Origin of the sequence: Corallococcus sp. CA041A, from assembly GCF_003612075.1 — a bacterium.
GTDB lineage: Bacteria > Myxococcota > Myxococcia > Myxococcales > Myxococcaceae > Corallococcus > Corallococcus exiguus.
This window is the reverse complement of sequence record NZ_RAWF01000388.1, coordinates 1-5,985: the sequence shown is the minus strand read 5'-3', so window position 1 is coordinate 5,985 and position 5,985 is coordinate 1. Positions and strand designations below refer to the sequence as shown.

Sequence of the window (5,985 nt, the reverse complement as noted above, 5' to 3'; positions counted from 1 at the left end):
TTCCTGCTTAGGTCCCGGGCAACAGCGCACACTTCGCGTGTGGCTGCCTTCACCCCAGAGGGGGATGCGTGGGGTGAAGGCAGCCACACGCGAAGTGTGCGCTGTTGCCCGGGACCTAAGCAGGAATGGACGCGGGCCCTCAAGCTGAGAACCTGGATGCAACGGTTGTTCTGGGCATGAAGGCTTGCGCACGAGCCTCTACGCGCTCATGCAATTCACGACGTGCACTTGCGTCCGTGCACAACGTGCGGCACTCCCCGCTTCTGGCGCAAAGCCGACACCGGCCCTTCAGGGCAGGAGGCTCGTCGCGAGGCGGTGGCCATGCTCCCGCGCGCGCTCCATCCAGGAGCTGGCCCGCGGGAGATCCTCGCGGTTCGTAGGCGGGGGTGACCATGGCTCGGAAGCTTCTCACGGCGGCTGAGTGTCGGCTGTGTGTCGATCGCGTCGTACCCATCGAACTGAAGCGGGAGGCCGCGGCGCGCGCCATCGAGGTGAACCCAGAGAACGATCCGGCGCCCGTGCTGGCCCGGGTGAAGCGCGCGGGCTCCTCGTGGCATCCGCTCAAGCTGGCGCTCGAGACGGGCAAACGCTGGAAGCCTGGGCAGACGCTGCGCATCCGGTTCCTCGACGGCAGCCCGACGCAGCGCCGGCGCGTCGTGGAGATGGCGGACCAGTGGATGCAGTTCGCGAACATCCGGTTCGACTGGAAGGGCGGTCCGGGTGCGGAGATCCGCGTCTCGTTTTCGGCCGATGCGGGCTCGTGGTCCGCCGTGGGCACGGACTGCCTCATCACGCGGTACTTCCCGAAGAACGAGCCGACCATGAACTTCGGCTGGCTCGAGGACGACACGGACGACGTCGAGTACCGCCGCGTCGTCGTGCACGAGTTCGGTCACGCGCTCGGCTGCATCCATGAGCACCAGAACCCGAAGGGCGGCATCCAGTGGAACGTGCCCGCGGTCATCGCGGCCTTCAGCGGCCCGCCCAACAACTGGTCCGAGGAGGAGATCCGCTTCAACGTCATCGACAAGTACTCGCTCGATCAGCTCAACGCGACGCGGTTCGACCAGAACTCCATCATGCTCTACGGCTTCCCGAAGGAGCTCATCAAGGGGCCGCCGTCGCTGCTGCGCAGCGGAACGCCGAGCAACACGCGGTTGTCGGCCCGGGACAAGTCCTTCATCCGGAAGATGTACCGGCCCACGAACGGCAAGGCACACCGGGCCGCCGGGCGGTGGACCGCCGTGTCCCAGCACGGCCCGATGATGTAGCGGGTCCGGTGGCTCCGGCGCAGGCCGCCCGGAAACACGGGCGGTCCGCCGCCGCGCATCAGCGCCGGCACAGGAAGATGTCGTCGAAGGCGCCGTCTCCGAGGGGCCGCTTCAGGGGCTCGACGCGGAAGCCGGCCTGGGTGAGCACGCGATCCCAGGTGTCCCGGGTGAAGAGCCCCTCGACGTGCCGGTCGTGGACGGCCTGGACGGTGTCCCCGTCGCGCAGCAGGAACGCGAAGTCGACCTGGTAGGTGCTGTCCTCGGGGTGGGGATCCCACGTCCACATGAGGCCGCGCATCGAGCGGCCTCCGCGGTCCTCCTCCAGCGTCTCCGTGGTGTCCTGGAAGGTCTCCCGCAGGGTGTCCGGCGCGAAGATGGCGGCGCCGCCGGGCCGCGTGTGCTCGAACGCCGTCCGGGCCGCGGCGAGCAGGTCCTCCTCCGTCAGCATGTAGCAGATGGCGTCGTGGACCAGCACCGCGTCGAACGTCCGGCCCAGGCGCAGGGTGCGCATGTCTCCGAGGACGTGCTCGCAGTCCGGGTTCTGCTCGCGGCTGAGCTGCTGCATGCCCGGGGAGAGGTCCGTGAGTGTGCAGGTGAAGCGGCGCTTCAGGTGCAGCGCGGTGTTTCCGGCGCCCGCTCCGAGCTCCAGCAACGTTTGCGGCCGCGGGGAGATGATGTGCTCGAACGCCGACTGGAAGCAGACGGCCTCGTCTTCATGGTCCTCGGGAGGGTCGACCAGGGAGTACCAGGGCACCAGCTCGCTGTAGAGGAGAGGTTGCATGGGACGGGGTTCTAGCACCCACCCGTTCCGTCCCGCCGGGAGCCGGCCGCCGTGGAATGAACCTTCATTCCGCCGCCGCGTCAGGGAACGCGCGGTGGGCCGTCACGCGCTCCTGTTCAGGCGACGGACACCCGGCGAAGGAGCGCATGCGGATGGCGAGGTCCCGGAAGCGGCTCCTCAAGGGGGATGCGGTAGGGCTGGCGAAGCTCGAATGCGCCTTGAGGGGCGAAGACCCCGACATGGTCCCCCACGTGGCCGCCGATAAACTCGCCAGGTACCGTGAGGGGCTGAGACTGCTGGCCCGAATCCTCTCATCGCCGGGAGACCCCACGCTTCGCGAGGCCGCCGTCTACGGATTCGTGTTCGCACACCTTGCTCCAGAGCACCTCGTGCTCCTGCGGCGCATCTACGCGAATCCGCACGAGGCACCGGGCGTCCGCTCACAGGCCGCGGAGGCGCTGGGCTCTCACTACTCGAACTACCGGCACATCTGGCAGCGCCGCTACCGCCGTGTCATCGATTTGCTGGTACGTGGGCTCGATGACCCAGAGCCCGCGATCCGGTTCTGGTCCATCTACGCGCTGGCCGGACACAAGGACCCGAGGATCCGTCCCAAGCTTCAGGCCATCGCGGAGAACGACACCGCGACCGTTCCCGGGATGTGGTCACTCCGGCAGGAGGCGCTCTGGGCCCTCGACTGGGGGACGGACCTCGTCCTTCGCGATCCCCAGTCATTCTGAGCAGGGGCCCGCCCATCTCCCTTCACGCCCAGGGAGACGGGCTGGCCCGGCCCTCCAGGGCGTGATGCCGAGCATCCGGTTCCCAAGGAGGGCCGTCCCCGGTTGGGGGGCGGGTTTCCCTCGGCCGAGGAGGCTCGCCGCGTCCGGCGGATGATTCCGTGCTGGGGCACGGAGTCATCCGCCTGGATGCAACCGGGTGTCTCAAGAGTCCGGCGCGGTACAGGCGATCGCCCGTTCAGGCCACGACTCCGTGCTTGGGGCGCGGAGTCGTCCACTCTGGACTCAACAATGAGCGAGTGGGGCGGCGCCTACTCGCAATTGTATTGGATATACACTTTGGGGGAGGGGACCGCGTTGCAACTCGAGCCGAGCGTCGAGCATGGCTGACCCTCCGGGTTGGCGGAGGCGCACCTTTGAGGCGGGCAGGAACCGTTGCAATACAAAACCCCGCAGAGTTCGTCGCAGAACCCCTCGTTGCCGTTTGTATCCCTGCGCCATGTTCCACCGACGGTGACGCATGCTCCATTGCTGCACGTCTGTCCTGAGGAACAGGTCTGGACCAGGGTGTCGGTGGATCCACACGTGCCGCCGCTGACGCAACCGGTGCCGGTGGTCCTCCGGACGGTATTGCCGCTGCAGTAGGTCGTGCTCGCGGTGGAGCATGTCTGGACAAATGAATCCGAGGAACCACAAGCCCCACCACTGCAGCCGGTGCCCGTGCTCCTGCGGATATCGTTGCCGCTGCAGTAGGTGCTGCTCGCGGTGGAGCACGTCTGGACAAGTTGCTGGGCGGACCCGCAGGAGCCACTGAGGCAGCCGCTGTTGACCGTTCTGTAGACGGTATTGCCGCTGCAGTAGGAGCTGCCGACACCCGTCTGACACGTCTCGACAAGTTGCTGGGCGGACACGCAGGAGCCACTGAGGCAGCCGCTGTTGACCGTTCTGTAGACGGTATTGCCGCTGCAGTAGGAACTGCCGACACCCGTCTGACACGTCTGGACGAAGTTGTCGCTGGAGTCACAGGAGCCACCGCTGCAGCCGGTGCCCGTGCTCCTGCGGACATCGTTGCCACTGCAATAGGTGCTGCTCGAGGTGGAGCACGTCTGGATGAGGGTGTCGCTGGAGCCACAGGAGCCGCCGCTGCAGCCGGTGCCCGTGCTCCTGCGGACGGTGTTGCCACTGCAATAGGTGCTGCTCGAGGTGGAGCACGATTCGATGAGTTGCTGGGTGGACCCGCAGGCGCCGTTGATGCAGCCCTGGTAGACGGTCTGGTAGGCGCCGTTGCCGCTGCAGTAGGCCCCGCTGGTTCCCGTCTGACAGGTCTGGACGGCGGTGTCGGTGGAGGTACAGGCGCCGCCGCTGCACGTTCCGGTGCCGGTGGTTCTGCGGACGACGTCACCGCTGCAGTAGGTGGTGCTCGCGGTGGAGCAGCTCAGGGGCGCGCCACCGCATGAACCGGCGCCATTGCAGACGTCGCCCGTGGTGCAGCTGTCGCTATCATTGCAGCTCGTCCCCGAGGCCTTCGGCACGTAGCTGCACGTCCCGTTGGAGCAGGTGCCCGCCGCCTGGTAGCACTGGCTGGGCGGGCTGTTGCAGCTCAGCGCCGCGCCGCCGCACGTACCGGCTCCGTTGCAGACGTCGCCCGTGGTGCACGCGTTGCCGTCATTGCAGCTCGTCCCCGAGGACTTCGGTGCGTAGCTGCACGTCCCGTTGGAGCAGGTGCCCGCCGCCTGGTGGCACTGGCTGGGCGGGCTGTTGCAGCTCAGCGCCGCGCCGCCGCACGTACCGGCACCGTTGCAGACGTCGCCCGTGGTGCAGCTGTTGCCATCATCGCAGCTCGCCCCCGAAGCCTTCGGGACATAGCTGCACGTCCCGTTGGAGCAGGTGCCCGCCGCCTGGTAGCACTGGCTGGGCGGGCTGTTGCAGCTCAGCGCCGCGCCACCGCACGTGCCCGCGCCGTTGCAGACGTCGCCCGTGGTGCAGCTGTTGCCATCATCGCAGCTCGCCCCCGAAGCCTTCGGGATGTAGCTGCACGTCCCGTTGGAGCAGGTGCCCGCCGACTGGTGGCACTGACTGGGCGGGCTGTTGCAGCTCAGCGCTGCGCCACCGCACGTACCGGCGCCGTTGCACACGTCGCCCGTGGTGCAGGCGTTGCCGTCATCGCAGAGGGTCCCCGCGCTCTTGGGCGGGTAGGTGCACGCGCCGTTGCTATACGTGCCCGGGGAGTCATGGCAGGCGTCCGGAGGCGTCGTGCAGGCCGGCACTCCCGCGCAGACTCCCGCCCCGCTGCACACGTCGTTGAGGGTTCCTCCGTTGCCATCGTCACACGCGGTGCCCGCGGCCTTCGGTGCATAGGTGCACGCACCCTCGCTGCACGTGCCCGCCGCCGCGTAGCACTGCCCGGGCGGGCTGTTGCAACTCACCGGCGTCCCCGCGCACCCTCCGGCCCCGTTGCACGTCTCCTCCACCGTGCACGCGTCTCCGTCATCACAGGCGGCGCCCGAAGCCTTGTACGCGTAGGCGCACGCTCCATCGCCGCCGCACGTCCCGTCCGCCACGTAGCACTGCCCGGGAGGGCTGCTGCAACTGGTGGCGCTCCCCGCGCAAACGCCCGCGCCATTGCACGCGTCCTGCCCGGTGCACGCATCCCCGTCATCGCAACTGGTGCCCGAGGCCTTCGGCGCGTAGCTGCACACCCCGTTGCCGCACGTCCCGGCCGCCTCGTAGCAAGGCCCCGGGGCGCTGTCGCAGCTCACCCCCGCGCACGCGTCATACGCATACGTCTCCGCCGTCTTCAGGCTCGCGCCACTGACGCCGATTCCGCCCACCACCAGCACCTTCCCCCGCCCCTCCAGCGGCACTGCCACGTGCACGTACCGCGCGCCTCCCATCACGGTCGTCACGCTCCACAAACGGGTGTCCGGGGCGTACACCTCCGCGCTGCCCAGCGCGTTCGTCGCCGCGCTGCCGTACATGCCTCCGGCCACCAGCACCTGTCCCGTGCTCAGCGGCACCGCCGTGTGCAACTCGCGCGCGGTGCCCAGCGCACCCGCCGCGCTCCACAGCCCCGTGCTCGGGTCGTATTCCTCCGCCGTCGCCACCAGCCCGGTGCTGCTATTGCGCCCGCCCACCACCAGCACCTTGCCGGAAGGCAGCAGCGTCGCCGTGTGGTTGTGGCGCGCGGTCGACAGGC

4 protein-coding genes are annotated in these 5,985 nt (G+C 68.5%); 2 read left to right on the top strand and 2 right to left on the bottom strand.

The window, feature by feature from the left end; genetic code table 11:
* Positions 1 to 392 precede the first annotated feature (392 nt).
* Positions 393 to 1,271, top strand: a complete 879-nt coding sequence (locus tag D7V77_RS39365) for a M12 family metallopeptidase (protein ID WP_120581346.1) — start codon at positions 393 to 395, stop codon at positions 1,269 to 1,271.
* A gap of 58 nt (positions 1,272 to 1,329) precedes the next feature.
* Here the strand turns inward: D7V77_RS39365 and D7V77_RS39360 are convergent, their stop codons facing one another.
* Positions 1,330 to 2,052 carry a trans-aconitate 2-methyltransferase gene (locus D7V77_RS39360; protein ID WP_120581345.1) on the bottom strand — a complete coding sequence of 241 codons (723 nt, stop codon included), beginning with the start codon at positions 2,050 to 2,052 and terminating at the stop codon, positions 1,330 to 1,332.
* Between the two features lie 152 nt (positions 2,053 to 2,204).
* Here D7V77_RS39360 and D7V77_RS39355 point away from each other — a divergent pair, with 152 nt between their 5' ends.
* A complete protein-coding gene (locus tag D7V77_RS39355; protein WP_158624574.1) occupies positions 2,205 to 2,792 on the top strand; it encodes a HEAT repeat domain-containing protein in 588 nt (195 codons plus the stop codon).
* A 308-nt stretch (positions 2,793 to 3,100) separates the two neighbouring features.
* Here D7V77_RS39355 and D7V77_RS39350 read toward each other — a convergent pair.
* A partial coding sequence (locus D7V77_RS39350) for a kelch repeat-containing protein (RefSeq protein WP_233597507.1) occupies positions 3,101 to 5,985 on the bottom strand: 2,885 nt, incomplete at its 5' end.